The 14,657-nt window shown below is 37.6% G+C and carries 12 protein-coding genes, 15 tRNA genes, 2 rRNA genes and 2 other RNA genes; 5 read left to right on the top strand and 26 right to left on the bottom strand.

Annotated elements, in window-relative coordinates:
• Nucleotides 1-65 precede the first annotated feature (65 nt).
• A complete protein-coding gene (locus F0527_RS00150) occupies nucleotides 66-1,310 on the top strand; it encodes a hypothetical protein (RefSeq protein WP_150283350.1) in 1,245 nt (414 codons plus the stop codon).
• A 41-nt stretch (nucleotides 1,311-1,351) separates the two neighbouring features.
• Here F0527_RS00150 and F0527_RS00145 read toward each other — a convergent pair whose 3' ends face one another.
• The 9 genes from F0527_RS00145 to F0527_RS00110 form a co-directional block, all read right to left on the bottom strand.
• Nucleotides 1,352-2,461 (bottom strand): amidohydrolase, encoded by a 1,110-nt coding sequence (locus tag F0527_RS00145; RefSeq protein WP_150283349.1) that lies wholly within the window; start codon nucleotides 2,459-2,461, stop codon nucleotides 1,352-1,354.
• 126 nt (nucleotides 2,462-2,587) lie between these two features.
• Nucleotides 2,588-2,722, bottom strand: a complete 135-nt coding sequence (locus F0527_RS17310; RefSeq protein WP_255475973.1) for a hypothetical protein — start codon at nucleotides 2,720-2,722, stop codon at nucleotides 2,588-2,590.
• A gap of 117 nt (nucleotides 2,723-2,839) precedes the next feature.
• Complete coding sequence (gene mprF / locus F0527_RS00140) at nucleotides 2,840-5,374, bottom strand: bifunctional lysylphosphatidylglycerol flippase/synthetase MprF (protein ID WP_223823493.1); 2,535 nt, start codon at nucleotides 5,372-5,374, stop codon at nucleotides 2,840-2,842.
• Nucleotides 5,375-5,528: 154 nt separating this feature from the next.
• The gene (locus tag F0527_RS00135) at nucleotides 5,529-6,299 is read right to left on the bottom strand and encodes a 3D domain-containing protein (RefSeq protein WP_150283347.1); all 771 of its coding nucleotides are present in this window, start codon (nucleotides 6,297-6,299) and stop codon (nucleotides 5,529-5,531) included.
• A gap of 559 nt (nucleotides 6,300-6,858) precedes the next feature.
• Nucleotides 6,859-7,227: a helix-turn-helix domain-containing protein gene (locus F0527_RS00130; protein ID WP_066791447.1), complete on the bottom strand. Its 369-nt coding sequence runs from the start codon at nucleotides 7,225-7,227 to the stop codon at nucleotides 6,859-6,861.
• Between the two features lie 38 nt (nucleotides 7,228-7,265).
• Nucleotides 7,266-7,754: a PaaI family thioesterase gene (locus F0527_RS00125; RefSeq protein ID WP_150283346.1), complete on the bottom strand. Its 489-nt coding sequence runs from the start codon at nucleotides 7,752-7,754 to the stop codon at nucleotides 7,266-7,268.
• A gap of 196 nt (nucleotides 7,755-7,950) precedes the next feature.
• Nucleotides 7,951-9,072 (bottom strand): sensor histidine kinase, encoded by a 1,122-nt coding sequence (locus F0527_RS00120; RefSeq protein ID WP_223823492.1) that lies wholly within the window; start codon nucleotides 9,070-9,072, stop codon nucleotides 7,951-7,953.
• Between the two features lie 98 nt (nucleotides 9,073-9,170).
• Nucleotides 9,171-9,653: a hypothetical protein gene (locus F0527_RS00115; protein WP_150283345.1), complete on the bottom strand. Its 483-nt coding sequence runs from the start codon at nucleotides 9,651-9,653 to the stop codon at nucleotides 9,171-9,173.
• Nucleotides 9,654-9,738: 85 nt separating this feature from the next.
• Nucleotides 9,739-10,176 carry a hypothetical protein gene (locus F0527_RS00110; RefSeq protein ID WP_150283344.1) on the bottom strand — a complete coding sequence of 146 codons (438 nt, stop codon included), beginning with the start codon at nucleotides 10,174-10,176 and terminating at the stop codon, nucleotides 9,739-9,741.
• Nucleotides 10,177-10,518: 342 nt separating this feature from the next.
• On the opposite strand from F0527_RS00110, the gene F0527_RS00105 reads away from it, so the two are divergent.
• The 4 genes from F0527_RS00105 (at nucleotide 10,519) to F0527_RS17355 (ending at nucleotide 12,718) form a co-directional block, all read left to right on the top strand.
• Entirely contained in the window at nucleotides 10,519-11,157 is a 639-nt protein-coding gene (locus F0527_RS00105) for a YfbR-like 5'-deoxynucleotidase (RefSeq protein ID WP_190323343.1), read from the top strand.
• 127 nt (nucleotides 11,158-11,284) lie between these two features.
• A non-coding RNA gene (gene ssrS / locus F0527_RS00100) (6S RNA) lies at nucleotides 11,285-11,477 on the top strand.
• A 59-nt stretch (nucleotides 11,478-11,536) separates the two neighbouring features.
• Nucleotides 11,537-11,716, top strand: a non-coding RNA gene (gene ssrS / locus F0527_RS00095) — 6S RNA.
• 234 nt (nucleotides 11,717-11,950) lie between these two features.
• On the top strand, nucleotides 11,951-12,718 hold the full coding sequence (locus tag F0527_RS17355; protein ID WP_223823491.1) for a methyl-accepting chemotaxis protein: 768 nt from the start codon (nucleotides 11,951-11,953) through the stop codon (nucleotides 12,716-12,718).
• Nucleotides 12,719-12,842: 124 nt separating this feature from the next.
• Here F0527_RS17355 and F0527_RS00085 read toward each other — a convergent pair.
• From F0527_RS00085 to F0527_RS00005, 17 genes are all read right to left on the bottom strand, one after another.
• A tRNA-Glu gene (locus tag F0527_RS00085) sits at nucleotides 12,843-12,914 on the bottom strand.
• A gap of 5 nt (nucleotides 12,915-12,919) precedes the next feature.
• Nucleotides 12,920-12,996 (bottom strand) — tRNA-Asn (locus F0527_RS00080).
• Nucleotides 12,997-13,010: 14 nt separating this feature from the next.
• A tRNA-Ile gene (locus F0527_RS00075) sits at nucleotides 13,011-13,087 on the bottom strand.
• 5 nt (nucleotides 13,088-13,092) lie between these two features.
• Nucleotides 13,093-13,176: transfer RNA gene (locus F0527_RS00070), tRNA-Tyr, on the bottom strand.
• A 6-nt stretch (nucleotides 13,177-13,182) separates the two neighbouring features.
• Nucleotides 13,183-13,255: transfer RNA gene (locus F0527_RS00065), tRNA-Thr, on the bottom strand.
• Between the two features lie 9 nt (nucleotides 13,256-13,264).
• Nucleotides 13,265-13,340: transfer RNA gene (locus F0527_RS00060), tRNA-Phe, on the bottom strand.
• A gap of 27 nt (nucleotides 13,341-13,367) precedes the next feature.
• Nucleotides 13,368-13,444 (bottom strand) — tRNA-Asp (locus F0527_RS00055).
• Nucleotides 13,445-13,485: 41 nt separating this feature from the next.
• Nucleotides 13,486-13,578, bottom strand: a tRNA-Ser gene (locus F0527_RS00050).
• A 17-nt stretch (nucleotides 13,579-13,595) separates the two neighbouring features.
• Nucleotides 13,596-13,671 (bottom strand) — tRNA-Ala (locus tag F0527_RS00045).
• 19 nt (nucleotides 13,672-13,690) lie between these two features.
• Nucleotides 13,691-13,767 (bottom strand) — tRNA-Pro (locus F0527_RS00040).
• Between the two features lie 4 nt (nucleotides 13,768-13,771).
• Nucleotides 13,772-13,848 (bottom strand) — tRNA-Arg (locus F0527_RS00035).
• 36 nt (nucleotides 13,849-13,884) lie between these two features.
• Nucleotides 13,885-13,959 (bottom strand) — tRNA-Gly (locus tag F0527_RS00030).
• 12 nt (nucleotides 13,960-13,971) lie between these two features.
• A tRNA-Leu gene (locus F0527_RS00025) sits at nucleotides 13,972-14,053 on the bottom strand.
• Between the two features lie 13 nt (nucleotides 14,054-14,066).
• Nucleotides 14,067-14,139: transfer RNA gene (locus F0527_RS00020), tRNA-Lys, on the bottom strand.
• Between the two features lie 10 nt (nucleotides 14,140-14,149).
• Nucleotides 14,150-14,225: transfer RNA gene (locus tag F0527_RS00015), tRNA-Val, on the bottom strand.
• An 8-nt stretch (nucleotides 14,226-14,233) separates the two neighbouring features.
• Nucleotides 14,234-14,349, bottom strand: a 5S ribosomal RNA gene (gene rrf, locus F0527_RS00010).
• A 184-nt stretch (nucleotides 14,350-14,533) separates the two neighbouring features.
• Nucleotides 14,534-14,657 (bottom strand): 23S ribosomal RNA (locus tag F0527_RS00005); the annotation flags it as partial.

The raw sequence follows: 14,657 nt of genomic DNA, 5'->3' as shown, positions 1-14,657 counted from the left end.
TTTGACTCCTTGATATATTGTCGTTAAACTGTCGCTAAATAGGCAAAAAGAAAGGAACCTGTACAATGCCCATTAAAATTGCTGTGATTTGTTCCTCTGCCTTTCGTGAAAGGTTAGAATCGATAGCTCAAGAAGTATCTAATATCCAATTAGAATTTTACATCTATCAGGCGCCAAATGAAACACCCAATCTAATGAAACAAGTTAAACCTTGTGATGCCTTATTGTTATCAGGCACTCTGCCTTACTTATATGCTAAACCATTGCTGCATGACTGGCCTATTCCCTGGACGTATTTAAAACAGGATGAAGCAGCTATTTCAACATCTCTTCTCTCTGTTCTGTCTAACTATAGGGTACCCATTTCTGATATTTCTATTGATGTCATGAATGCAAAAGATGTCCGCCATGTGTTAAATGATATTCAATATTCTGGCGAACCGCCTTTTATACAGGAAATTAAGCTGGAATCATCATTTGAACAAATCAAAGAAGCACATCAACAATTATGGCATAAAGGAAAAGCAAAATTCATTATTACAAGTATACATCAAATATATGATGATCTAGTTTCAGCAGGTATACCAGCCATCCGTATGCAGGATCCAAACAGTACAATCATCCAACACTTGAAAAAAACCAAGTCACTTTCCAAAATGCTGAAATCTGAATCAGCAAAAGCTGTAGTGGGCATTATAGCATTCAAAGAGCAAGAAAAGGAAAATCAATTGCTCTTACAGCAAATCACATCTACTATTCATGCTACATACCAAAAGATTGATGACTATCATTTCGAAGTATTTACAACGTATGGCCATCTTTACAATGCTCTTCAGTACAGCTTACTTGAACAGGCACTCCATTCAAGCCCAACTACAGCAAAGCTTACCTTTGGCTATGGGACATCTATACGAGAAGCAAAGCAAAATGCTAGGCAAGCACTACAGTTTGCAGATTATAATACCATACTAATCATGAATGAGGAGAAGGAACTTATTCAATATCCTCATCCTGAAATGATAAAGCTATCACTCAAGACAAAGGATCCTTATGTGCTCCAAATGGCGAAAGAAACAAAGCTAAGTCCGCAAAACATTTCAAAAATCATGGCCTTCAGTACATCTAGGAAATCCCTTCAATTTACAGCACAGGATTTAACGGATTACCTGCAGGTCACTCGAAGAACAACAGAAAGGATTTTAAAAAAGCTAGTGGACCATGGCTATGCTGTCATAGTGGGTGAAGAAATGCTATATCAGCAAGGGAGACCGCGTGCTGTTTATGAACTTAATTTTTCTACGTATTCCTAATAAGATAAGACCGGTTTGGCGCAATGTCAAACCGGTCTTTTTTATAAGTTAATGCTATGAGGTTTTTTCCCTAAAACAGTTGCGAGTACCTTCGCCCCGTCGAATAGAGCTTTATGATTAAACGACATGTGCGGATGGTGTAAACCTGGTGCAAGGTCAGCACCAATACCAATCATGGTTGCCTTTAATTCGGGTTTTTTAATCGTATAAAAGTGGAAATCATCACTGCCAGGTGTAATGACATGTGGTGCCAAATGTTCTGTGCCCAACGCTTCGACAATTGCTGCTTCCGCCATATCTGCAGCTTCGTTAGACACTTCTGCGCCTGGTGTGAAGTCAATCCATTTCCAATTCAATGAAATGTTGAATTGCTTAGCTAAGCTAGCCAATCCATGCTCTACTTTTTCTTGGATTTCTTCCAGCACCGTATTCTTTTGTGCTCGAATATCCATTGAAAAACTTGCTGAACCAGGAATGATATTTATACTTCCGCCATCTGCTATCATTTTCGTCAGCTTTACAGAATGAGGTTCAAATGGCGATATATAAATATTTTTTGCCATTTGATGAATCGCCATAATTACATCAATTGCATTATTTCCTTGATGTGGGCGAGCACCATGTGCATCAACGCCTCTTATTTCGCCTTCTAAAAAGATTGCAGAGCCATGGTGAATTGCAGGTGATGCCATACCTAATGCTAATTCTTCGATTGGGCGCAAATGTACGCCGAAGAGATGTGATACATTGTCAACTGCTCCATGTTCATAAGCAGCAACCGCTCCGTTCCCCTGCTCTTCAGCAGGCTGGAAGATAAAACGTACTTTGTGCTGTAACGGGGCATCTTTTAAATGCAACATTGCACCGAGCACCATTGAGATATTGGCATCATGGCCGCAAGAGTGGTTTGCTCTCCATTCACCATCTACCTCTTGCCACAGTGCATCAATATCTGCACGCACTGCCACTACTTCGTCTCCTTCGCCTATCTCAGCTACAAGCCCAGGAATATCCTTAAATTCCCGGTAAGGGATATGTAATTCATCTAAAATACTACTAATTTTTTGGGTAGTTCCATGTTCCTTCCAACTCACCTCTGGATGTTTATGAAAGTAATGAAACCATTCTAAAATTTGTTCATCAATTGCCATTTATCCATCACCTCGTTTTTTCATCATACTGCATTAGCCAATGTTTTCAAAGTCATTATCCTTTTTGGATTAGATTACAAATAAAAAAACAGCCATAGATTTGGCTGCGTAGGCATGGTGTGTTGATTATAATTCGCTGAAAAAACCTGCTGGAAACTGTGTTAGTTCTTCAAGAGGAATCATTTCTTCGTTTGTAGTACTTTCCATTGTCTCTTCCTTTTCTTCGTCTAATAAATACGTTTCAAATCTAGATGGATTCATCTGTACACTCCTTATTTTAGTTGAATTTTCTGATTTTTTATATCTTACAATAGATACAATTTATTATCAAGTATTTAAAATAAGAAAATGATAAAAAAGAGAACATAGCGCAAAATGCTATGTTCTCTTTCTTGATTGCTTCACTTCAGTTACTTGCATTCTCATATTTGAAAAGTTATTATCACCTATCAACATCATGATTTGCAGAATAGTAAAAGGTAATGATGTCTTTTTGCGATAGGCGACATACTTAATTTCCCACTCGTTAATATAGGTCTCTTTAATGCGCTGGATGGCAGGAGAACTATAATAGCCCTCTCCTTCAACAACAATGCGCGTTGCGATTTTTTCACTTATACCAGCAAATCGTGAAATTCCTACATGCGAAAGAGGTGTCATCCCCACATTTATACGCTTAAATTCTTGTTGTTCACTTGCCAGAAAGATATTTAAAAATAAGTAATCTAAAATATGCTCAGGCAAAAAGTCTTTTTTAAAACGTATTAAGTCGATTGTAACTGTCTGCTCTTGGTCATAAAGCGGAATTAAATTTGCGAATGCTACAATTTCATGTTGATTTCTTTTTACAACAGCAATCGGCGTATATTGGAGATACGATTCATTGAAATAGCCTAGCGAAAAGCCTTTTTCTTTACGATTATTTAACCATTCATCTGATATCTGGCGAAGCTGCTTCAGTTCGTCCTCTGAATGAGGTGGAGGCCATATTTCAAAATGGCAGCCCTTCTTCTTAAAGGTGTCTTCTATCTTCCGCAACCCATTTGAGTCGGGTAATGGCGTTTTTAAATCAATATATCCTTCATCCCCGAACTTAAAGAAAAGATAGCCAAAACCATGCAAGTAAGGAACGAATGAATCACTTACTTCATAGAAAATGGGCGTATAACAATACCGGTCAGCAAACGTGATAAATTCTTCAATCGCTTCTCTGAAATCTGCTTTCTCTCCAACTAAATCGCCCAGCACAACTAGTTTATTTGCGACTACCTGATAAGGAAAGAGAACCGTCTTTTTCGAATTCCAATAGACATACTTATCATGCAAGAAAATGAGATGCGATAACTCTTTTCCTCCATATTTATTCAAATGGATAAAGATTTCTTCTTCATATTCGCGCGAAGATATTTTTTTAAACTGCGTTAATTTGCGCAGTGACACTTCGCAGACTACTACAATAAGTACAACAATCAAACCCATAAAAGCACTTTTCCATAAATCGCTAGAATCTGTGATAAAAAAGGGTTGTAGCTTTTGCGGCATTGAATATTTTATCGTTGGATATGCGAATAATCCAATAACAATATAAAGCAGTAAAATAGCCAAAATAATGAAAGTATTTAATATGCTTCTACCCCACGTCACAATGTAGCTCTCTCGATAGAAGCGGCCCCGTGATAAAAACAAAAGCCCAGCTACAAACAACATAAATAAGGCCTGCTTATACTGGATACCTTTCACAATAAAAAGTGCTGAAGCGAATAGCAATACAAACACTGTCATGCGATATGAATTTTTGTCTTTATAAGAGATACCGTTTGATAATGCCAGCAGCACAAAGCCTGTCGCCACCGCCAATTGGTGAGAAATATTGACTATTGGAAAAGACATTAGCTCCTTTGCATAGCGAATGCTTTCTATAGCTCTCGGCGCTACAGAAGATACCAGCAAAATAAGGCCAGCTAGGAATACAAACGCTGTTGCAAGTATATGGCTGGTTTTTTCAAGGAAAAACCTTGGAATGGCATTAAAGCTCACATTGAACTTTCCCCACAGCTCTCGTACAAAGAGTAACAGCCCTGCCAAAAAAGGAATCACATAATAGCCTACTCGATAAAAGAGCAATAGGATTAGAATCGATTCTTCCGGTATTTGAAGAGCTTGGGCACCCCATATAAAAACCAAATCAAATGAACCTAGCCCACCAGGAATCATACTGACAATGCCGGCACATGACGCAACAACAAAGATAGGAATAACAGATTCAATACTGATTGGTATTTTTAAAAGATGAATAAGCACGACAATAAAAGTAAAAGCACCGAGCCACTCTAAGGTTGAAACGCAAACCAGTAATACGTCAGATAGTACGTGCTTTTTGGTTGTCTTCTTTGAAAGTAACTGTATGATAGCTTTAATAATGAGAAAAGGTAAATATAAACCAATTAAACCTGCTGCAAAAACGACGATTTTATGCTCTTTGAAAAGAGGAAAATCCCAGTAGAATAAAGGCAATATCCAAGTAAACAGGGAAAGGCCCGCCAAATAAAAGAGCGTGACCGAGGCAATCGTTTTAAAGAAAGAGGTGTTGTCTACTTCTTTCTTCTTGAAATAGTGCGTACGCAGTAAAACGCCGACTAACCCACCAAATCCTATTAAATTCGAAAATGAATTAATAATTAGTGACTCTTTCATTAATTTTCGTAACGATCTATTCAATTTTAGCTTTTTAACAATAAAGTAATCATAAAAGAACATAGGAAAAACGAGCACTAGAGATAACAAGGCAGTGAAAGCAACTGTTCGAATATCTAAATTTTCTATTTGAACAGCTATTTCATGGCGATCTACATTCCCTATAATTTTAGCGATCTCATGAATGGCAAAAACCATTAATAATATTGGCAAAACCACTTTAACCCATTGGAGAAGTTTAGTCTTATTAATTTTGATCTACACCCATCCGTTTTTTGATAACCCTATTGTAAACCATCTAAAAAAAAAACGCTCATAATGCGGGTTGCATTACGAACGTTTTCTTTAATTACCTATTGTTGAATTTGAATTACTAATTCAATACTTTTATTGTTACTGTACGTACGCCCCAGCTATTCGCTTGGCTATTGTTTGGCATTAATAGGTCAATTTTGTGTCCCTTAATTGCGCCACCTGTATCAGCTGCAATAGCTGTACCGTATCCTTCAACCCACACTTTTGAACCAAGCGGAATGACACTTGGGTCAACTGCAATTAGTTTCATATGTGGATTTGCTTTTACATTAACGCCTGTGGCAGTCACTCCAGAACAACCAGCACAATTAGGTGTATATGCTGTTGCTGTCACAGTCATTGTTTTACCTGATGATGGTTGTGTAGCTGGTTGTTGTTGGGCAGCAGGTTTTGCTGGAGCTGCTGCAACAGGGTTAGCTGCTTTTGGTTCTACTTGTTGTGTAGAGGCAGCTTCTACTTTTGCTTTGTCTCCAGTTAATGCAAGAGTTTGTCCCACATAAATAGTATCTCCGGCAAGTCCATTAATTGCTTTTAAATCTCCAACAGAAACACCTTTTTCAGTTGCGATTTTATATAATGTGTCGCCTTTTTTTATTTTATATGACTTTTCTTCATTCTTACCAGTATTTAATTTTTGTTTTGGAACAATAATATCAGAAGATAGATTGTTCAACTTTTTCAGATCCTTTACGGATACTTCTTCATCTTGTGAGATGCTCCAAAGTGTATCTCCTTTTTCCACTTTGTAACTAGCAGCTGACGCTTGAGTAGTTAAAGCTGCAGTTCCTAATGCGAATACACCTGCTAGTGCAATTAAATATTTTTTCATCGTTCAAAAACGACCTCCTTTGTACTAACACGAATAACTTTACCACGCCCATATGTCATAACTATTGCTAAAAGATGTTGGCGCTGTAACAATCGTGTTACATTCTTTGCCAATAATCTGACTATTTATACATGAACAATTTAATTTTTTTAAAATTATACGTCGAATAGTTGGCATGTATAGGATGAAAGATCATGGAAAAAAGAGGGTTAAAATACTGTTAATTCAACTTATAAAAATGAAGGAACAGATAAAAACATAGAAAAAATATAAAATATTATTTGAAATTGGGTTAAAATGAGGCAAAATTGATGAAAAACGAAGCATTTTACGCTGAAATATTACAAAAAAAGTTGAAGAATACATCCTTTTATATTTAAGGTGAAGTATTAATTTCTATAAATATCCAATAAACTACCCTTTTTCTTTTAAAATACAAAAGAAAAAGGAGTGGTAACTACCACCCCTTCTTTACTCCCGCTCTTTTAAAAAACTCCTCAGCTATCTATAGAGCAATTAATGATGAAATGTCTAATGCATCATACTCTATTTAATCAAGTTATAGTGTTACTTCTTTTTGCATAGCCTTTAACTCAGCTAGTGTATAGAGTTCCCACAGATCTTTTTTATCTAGTTCATGCAGCAATATATTCAAATCATTTAAAATGACATTCCTCTTTTTAGGAAATGGCTTATCTGCTTTAGGTGCATGCTCCTCAAGCATATTTAACAACAATTCATCTGCTGATACTTGCAATATATTGCTCAGCTTCACAATCCAGCTTGCGGAAGGTACACTTTCGCCCATCTCCCAGCTTTTAATGCGGCTTGCAGATGTGCCGATTGCTTTTCCTAACGACAGCATGGAGTACCCATTATGAATACGCAATTCTTTTAATTTTTCTCCGAAGTCTTGTGGATTAAACATTTTTCTCTTCCCCTCTATTATGAAGTTTTCTTTTTAGATTAATCTTTATCTTTTACAAAAGTATCTGGCATTACGACTGCTACTACTTCTCCGTTTGCCACATGTTGGTCGCCTGCGTGAATTTGGGTTTTCACCTTGAACTTTTTCGGATGGATTTCTTCCACTTCTGAAATTGCCTTTAGGCTAATACCTTGTGGTGTGGGTTTTAAATAATCAACATGCAAAGAAGCTGTGACAAAACGAGGCGCTTCGACACCGTCACCCGGTTGATGGCCTTTTTTTCGATGCAACGCTAATGATGCCGAACCAGTGCCATGGCAGTCCACAAATGAAGCTAAAAAACCACCGTACACGAAGCCTGGTAAAGCTGTATACTTTTTATCTGGAAGAACCGAAGAAACCGTTTGGTCACCCTCCCAATATGTCTTTACATGAATTCCTTCATTATTATTACGTCCGCATCCATAGCACCAAGCAAAGTCATCTGGGTAATCATCTTGTATCGCTCTTTGATTTTCTTGATTCATTTCCACCCAACCCCTTTATATTTTTTAATTTTCTTACTATTTACAATTCGACATTAAAACAATATATCCTTTTCTTTTTCATGAATTTTATCTTTAAAAAGAAAATTTTTAATGTTTTTGACTAGTTGAATAAATAACACTCACATTTCAGTCATATGTATGTTAAAAAGCTCAAGTATCTCATGTGATACTTGAGCTATTCTGTTGGCGGCCTAACAATAGGCACAGTGATTTTTATAAATGTACCATCATTATCTTTGACCTCTAACTCACCATTTACAAACTCCACACGTTCTTTTAAACCGTTTAACCCATTACTTGTATTTCTCTTTACACCTTTCTTAATGCCAATTCCATTATCTTTTACAACCAGCTCAATCATATCTGAAGTTTGACTAATTGCGACTGAGCATGCTGTTGCTTGACTATGTCGCACAATATTATTTACTGCTTCCTTTAGACACATGCTCAACGAATTGCTTAACATCGTTGGTATAGTATCAAACTGAGGATTACCTTCAACTTTTAGTCTAATATCCGCAGCTTTTAAGATTTGCTGGACGTGTTGCATTTCCTCCTGCAATTTTACATTTTTCATGTTGGAGACCATTTCACGAACCTCTTTTAATGCAATAGAGGATGTTTGACGTATATCATTCAATTCTTGAATCGCCGCATTGGGATCCTTTTGCACTAAACGTACAGCCAAATCGCTTTTCAAACCAATCATAGATAGTTTTTGTCCTAGTGTATCATGCAGGTCTCTTGCAATCCGTTGCCTCTCTTCATATATACTCAACTCAGAAATCCTAGCATTAGCCGTCTGCAACGCACCTTGGAGCCTCTTGCTTTTACTTTCGCTATATAGATAGAAGGGACCCATTATTGCACTAAACAAGATAACGACAATAAGAGGAAGTTCTTGAATGAATACATCTGTTTCTATAAAGAAGCCGCCAATAACAGAGCCTACCGTCAATGCAATATGCAAACCATACATGATATAAAATCCAACGGTATGATGAATTTTGCCGATTGAAAAAGCCGTGAAGAATGCAAAATAGATATATCCAAATAAAACGGTCATCACCGCATTAATGGCCATGCCAAAAGCTATCCACAAATAAAGAAGCCCATTCGTCGCAGTATAGGCAAACCGAAAACAGATAAGATATAAAAGTAGAATAGCAATTGCAATAGAGCTTTCTAGCTTTTGTGATGTATCAAAAATCATATAGAATGGTATAAAACAAAGGCAGAGCCACGCCAATCCGCTAAGAATTGGATTTTTAGGGAAAACACTATACCACTTTGTCACAGTAACACTCCTTGTCTTAAACTCCTTCTATTATAACATTTACTCATATGGATTATTTCTTGGGCAATTATTTACCTTACAATGCATCTACTAAGCATTTACTTTTTCTGAATACGTTCAAGCAATTTTTGTGTATTAGACGATTGCTCGAATACTTTTTGTTGTTCTTCCCAATAAATAATATATTCTTCATCATTCGCATGGAATATAAAAGAATTCATTTCTTTGCTAACTTTATTATTATCTAAAAGATGAAGGATTTCCACCTTGTATAGTTCTTTGCCTTTTGCTTTATAAATAATAGTATAATCCGGTTTTTCAGCAAATCGATTTCGTTCTTCTTTTTTGAGGTTTTCAATATGGCTTAAAGGGTATTGCTCTTTGAATTGGTTTGCTTCAGACTTTGTGGTCCAAATGATTTTACCTTTGTTAAGATCTTTTACTTCTATTTCATTAACATATTGCTGTTTATTAATAATTTCATTGATGCGCTCCTTCTGTCCTTTTTCTTTATATGCTGTCCATCCGAAGAAGATCAGAATAACAGCAAGAAGGATCAGAGCGATTCTCATTAATCTCATATGTTTCACCTATTTTCATTAATCTCACATTATAGAAGTAGGATTGTTAGTAATTCTTCTATTGATTCATCTAGCAATCGATGAATCACCATAAAGCAGGTTTTGTCACCATGAGCCATAGCATTAAGGTTAATAGAATTACGTAAATCCATGTAGCTCTTTTTAGCTTACCAACAAATTGTTGTTGGTCATATTCTGGTGTATTAAACGTGCGCATTGTCGGCTTGAACGCTTTCGCTAGAAAAAAGAGCGATACAACCAAAAGTCCAATTGTAGTGGCTATAAATGGCGTTGCAATCGAATAACCGCTACGCCAGAGCAAGTATATCCCTGATATGATTAAAACATGGCCCGCATGCTTAACGACACGAATGGCTATCTGGAACGTTGCTACATAGGCAGCCATTTCTTCATGTACTAGAGCAATCTTCATTTTCTTAAGCATAGGTAAAAGGACAAAGAATGGGCCAATTGATAATATTGCACTTAATACGTGGATAAAAACGCCAGTTGAATACAGCATATCTTCTGCTTCCTTTTCAATCTATTTATTACTTTTACCTTAATAGAAATTGACTAGACATGCAATCAACAAAAAGGTGAAACTTCTTTATTGTAATAGTTTTCAAATGAATAAATATGAGTTCATTCATAATGAAATATATGAATAACAGCGAATATGTAAATACAAAATAAAGATCTGTTTACGTTTCCGTAAATACCCGGATAACTTTTATTTTTCCGTCTATAATAAGGTCAAACAAAGTTTTTTCTCTGATGTGCTTTATTGCACTGATTGTAGTAAACCCTAATACCATTTTTATGTTCACATTTTTTCAGCAAGGCATATACTATTTTCAAGGAAGTGATTAATATAGGCATTCATAGATTTTTTACAAGTTTAACGGATTTAGAAAGAATTATTCGGTGTCCAGGACGTTTTAAGTTTGAAGAGCATAACGTGGCAGCACATTCCTGGAAAGTATCCCAATACGCCATGTTTTTCGGTACCCTAGAGGAAATGGAGGGGGCTACAGTTGATTGGAAGTCTCTTTATGAAAAAACGATTAACCATGACTTTGCGGAAGTCTTCATTGGTGATATTAAGACCCCTGTCAAACACGCATCACCAGAATTAAAACAGATGATTTCACATGTAGAAGAAAAAATGATGGAAAAATTCATCATTCACGAAATCCCTGAGGAATTCCAAGAAATATTCTTCGATCGCATGAAAGAAGGAAAAGATTCGACGCTTGAAGGACTATTGCTAGAATTTGCGGATAAGCTTGATCTCTTCTATGAAGCATTCTCTGAGTTAAAAAGAGGAAATACCGATAAGGAATTTGTCAGCATGTATGAGGAAGCATTAACAAAGTTACTGAAAATCCCTCTTCCTACATGTGTAAAATACTTTAAAAATGTCATTTTGGCAGACGTAGTTTCTGAGAAGACGCCGATCGATATTACTACGCTTACCCAACACGTTCTTTCTGAAGCTTAGGCCTGAATCATAGGCATATGCTTTTTTATTTTCTTGTATACAATGGAGAAAAAATAAGATTTATTTTCCCAAAAATTTCATAGTTGTTCTCTCTTGCAGATTCCCTTCAAGGGGAGTATTATATGAATACAAGCTGCGTTGTACGTAATAATATGAAGTTTTAACCTTTAAGCTGTAATAGGGAGTTTTAATTGAGTACGGACTGGTATGCCGCATCCACCTTGATGCGGACGAACATGAAATGCTCTGCGAACACCCACTTTGAGGAGTGGTGGTTTAAAACTTTCGATATTTAAAATTACGGCAAAGGCGGCTTATTAATTACTCAAGCTTTCTTTCTTGAATTCAAATTTAATTAGTAGTAATATATCAATACAAGCTACATTGTACGTAATAATATGAAGTTTTAACCTTTAAGCTGTAATAGGGAGTTTTAATTGAGTACGGACTGGTATACCGCATCCACCTTGATGCGGACGAACATGAAATGCTCTGCGAACACCCACTTTGAGGAGTGGTGGTTTAAAACTTTCGATATTTAAAATTACGGCAAAAGTGGCTTACCTATTGAATTTCCAGCATCCCTTTTATAAGGGATGCTTTTTTATTGGTTCTTTAATTATTATTACCTTTTTCTACAAAGAAATATATATCAAAGGAATTAGTCTAATGGTATAATTACACTTAATTCTTTTTAAAATAGGAAAAAGGAAATACATATAATGAGAGGAAAAAGAACATTAAAACTAACCTTATAACAGGCAGCTCTCAAATATTAAATGAGCAATTTGTATTGTTAGCGCTTGAAAAAAATTTAGCAATGGTGGAATTTAACCTGAATCGGGAAGTCATCTGGGCAAATGAAAACTTTGCAAACACACTGAATTATACAGCTAATGAAATGTTAAACATGAAACACGAACAATTTTGTACACATGAATTTTCAAGCAGCAAAGAATACATTGCATTATGGGAAAGTTTAAAGCAAGGTGTTCGATTCCAAGAAAAAATTGAACGTATTAATAAATATGGAAAAACTGTATGGCTTGAAGCTACCTATATTCCTGTCTTAAACAAGGCAGGTGAAATAGAAGGTATCTTAAAGATTGCAACTGATATTACAGAACGGGAAAATAAAACTATCTCTACCACCCGCCAATTAAAAGAGATTCCAACTAACTTAGTAAAAGCTGTTACGGAAAACACTGAATCCAAGATGGATGCTTTGCAATCACTAACTAAACAGACCCAATTAATAAGTGAAGTATCTCAATTAATGAGAAGCATAGCCACCAAAACAAACATATTGGCATTAAATGCGGCCATTGAAGCTGCACGTGCAGGAGACCAAGGAAAGGGTTTTAGTATTGTTGCAGAAGAGGTACGTAAGCTAGCGAATAATGTAGCAGAATTTATAAATCAAGTTAATATGAATGTGGATCATATTAGAATTGAAACAACACAGGTAAACAATATCACAAAAGATTTGCAACATATCATTCTAGATGCAGAGCTCCAATTTAAAAAAGTTTTAATAGAATTGGAAGCATTAAACAAGTAAATGAGCGCTCCACTATAGAGACATGATAACACGTTTATAAAGTCCGCCTAGGATTAACGAATACCTTATGCTTAAAAAGCGCAAAATAAAAACTCTTGGAAATTTTCCAAGAGTTTTTTTATTATGACCCCTACGGGATTCGAACCCGTGTTACCGCCGTGAAAGGGCGGTGTCTTAACCGCTTGACCAAGGGGCCTTCTATGGCTCCGAAGGCAGGACTCGAACCTGCGACCCTCTGATTAACAGTCAGATGCTGCTACCAACTGAGCTACTTCGGAATCATATAATGTAATGGTGGGCCTAAATGGACTCGAACCATCGACCTCACGCTTATCAGGCGTGCGCTCTAACCAGCTGAGCTATAGGCCCATATATGGTGGAGGGGGGCAGATTCGAACTGCCGAACCCGAAGGAGCGGATTTACAGTCCGCCGCGTTTAGCCTCTTCGCTACCCCTCCAAAAAATGCCGGCGAAAGGAGTCGAACCCTCGACCTACTGATTACAAGTCAGTTGCTCTACCAACTGAGCTACACCGGCGTATTGTTATGGTGGGTCGGGACAGAATCGAACTGCCGACACTTAGAGCTTCAATCTAATGCTCTACCAACTGAGCTACCGACCCATAACAAATAATTATTCATTTAAAAAGTGGCGGTCCGGACGGGACTCGAACCCGCGACCTCCTGCGTGACAGGCAGGCATTCTAACCAGCTGAACTACCGGACCATATAATTTTTTATTTTCTATGTATCAGTGAAAATTAAAAATGGAGGAGGAAGAGGGATTCGAACCCCCGCGCGGTTTGACCCGCCTGTCGGTTTTCAAGACCGATCCCTTCAGCCAGACTTGGGTATTCCTCCGATATTATATTGAAAATTGGTGGAGCCTAGCGGGATCGAACCGCTGACCTCCTGCGTGCAAGGCAGGCGCTCTCCCAGCTGAGCTAAGGCCCCAATATATATATAGCATAAATGGTCGGGAAGACAGGATTCGAACCTGCGACCCCTTGGTCCCAAACCAAGTGCTCTACCAAGCTGAGCTACTTCCCGGAAATGGTGCGCCCAGCAGAAGTCGAATCCACAACCTTCTGATCCGTAGTCAGACGCTCTATCCAGTTGAGCTATGGGCGCAAATCTATAATAAAAAAGTTTCAATAATTTTATAAGTGGAGCGGAAGACGGGGTTCGAACCCGCGACCCCCACCTTGGCAAGGTGATGTTCTACCACTGAACTACTTCCGCGCAAAAAACTAATGCGGGTGAAGGGAGTCGAACCCCCACGCCTTGCGGCGCTAGATCCTAAGTCTAGTGCGTCTGCCAATTCCGCCACACCCGCGTAATTTAAATGATGAGTCATGTAGGATTCGAACCTACGACCCTCTGATTAAAAGTCAGATGCTCTACCAACTGAGCTAATGACTCATTTAAAAAATGGTGGAGGATGACGGGATCGAACCGCCGACCCTCTGCTTGTAAGGCAGATGCTCTCCCAGCTGAGCTAATCCTCCATATTTAAGCCTAGCAACTTCCTACTCTCACAGGGGGAAGCCCCCAACTACCATCGGCGCTAAAGAGCTTAACTTCCGTGTTCGGCATGGGAACGGGTGTGACCTCTTTGCCATCATTACTAGACTTACGGCTTCCAATACACATCGCACTAGTGCGTCAATTTCACTCATTCACATCCTCATGTACATAAGTACACTCCGGTGTTCATTCGTTCATTTCCTTGTATTGCTCGTGTCTTGAAATCCTCTATTGAAAGAAAGTTGTTCTTTCAAAACTGGATAAACGTGAATTGAAGATTCTTAAGAATTTGGTTAAGTCCTCGATCGATTAGTATTCGTCAGCTCCATGTGTCGCCACACTTCCACCTCGAACCTATCTACCTCATCGTCTTTGAGGGATCTTACTTACTTGCGTAATGGGAAATCTCATCT

Source organism: Rummeliibacillus sp. TYF-LIM-RU47 (assembly GCF_008638315.1).
Taxonomy (GTDB): domain Bacteria; phylum Bacillota; class Bacilli; order Bacillales_A; family Planococcaceae; genus Rummeliibacillus; species Rummeliibacillus stabekisii.
Note: the sequence above shows the minus strand (reverse complement) of the source record. Positions and strands in the feature narration are given on the sequence as shown.

Bases quoted from the DNA above. Each gene is read 5' to 3' on its own strand.
- F0527_RS00150 (WP_150283350.1), top strand. From the start codon at position 66: ATGCCCATTAAAATTGCTGTGATTTGTTCCTCTGCCTTTCGTGAAAGG.
- F0527_RS00145 (WP_150283349.1), bottom strand. From the start codon at position 2,461: ATGGCAATTGATGAACAAATTTTAGAATGGTTTCATTACTTTCATAAA.
- F0527_RS17310 (WP_255475973.1), bottom strand. From the start codon at position 2,722: ATGAATCCATCTAGATTTGAAACGTATTTATTAGACGAAGAAAAGGAA.
- F0527_RS00135 (WP_150283347.1), bottom strand. From the start codon at position 6,299: ATGAAAAAATATTTAATTGCACTAGCAGGTGTATTCGCATTAGGAACT.
- F0527_RS00130 (WP_066791447.1), bottom strand. From the start codon at position 7,227: ATGTTTAATCCACAAGACTTCGGAGAAAAATTAAAAGAATTGCGTATT.
- F0527_RS00125 (WP_150283346.1), bottom strand. From the start codon at position 7,754: ATGAATCAAGAAAATCAAAGAGCGATACAAGATGATTACCCAGATGAC.
- F0527_RS00115 (WP_150283345.1), bottom strand. From the start codon at position 9,653: ATGAGATTAATGAGAATCGCTCTGATCCTTCTTGCTGTTATTCTGATC.
- F0527_RS00110 (WP_150283344.1), bottom strand. From the start codon at position 10,176: ATGCTGTATTCAACTGGCGTTTTTATCCACGTATTAAGTGCAATATTA.